At 67.1% G+C, this 346-nt stretch carries 1 protein-coding gene; it reads left to right on the forward strand.

Annotated elements, in window-relative coordinates:
* Positions 1 to 346: IS66 family transposase (locus ACYVD0_RS21525; protein WP_460428698.1), on the forward strand; the 346-nt coding region annotated here is incomplete at both ends.

Consider the following 346-nt stretch of genomic DNA (forward strand, 5'->3'; position numbering starts at 1 on the left):
CGGCGCAAGTTCGTCGAGGCGCAGCAGGTGCAGCCCAAAGGCAAGATCGGGCGCGCCGACCAGGCGTTGGCCTGGATCAATCGGCTCTATGCCATCGAGCGCGAACTCAAGCAGGCCAGCGATGCCGAACGCCTGGAGGCGCGCCAGCAGCGCAGCCTGCCGGTCCTCGCCCAGCTCAAGGCCTGGCTGGACAAGACCCAGCCGCAGGTCACGGCGCAGACTGCCCTGGGCAAGGCGGTGAACTATCTGGCCGGCAACTGGAGCCGGCTCATTCGCTATACCGAGGCGGGCTACCTGCCGATCGACAACAACCGTGCCGAACGGGCCATTCGCCCGTTCGTCATCG

The organism is Azotobacter armeniacus (assembly GCF_054779355.1).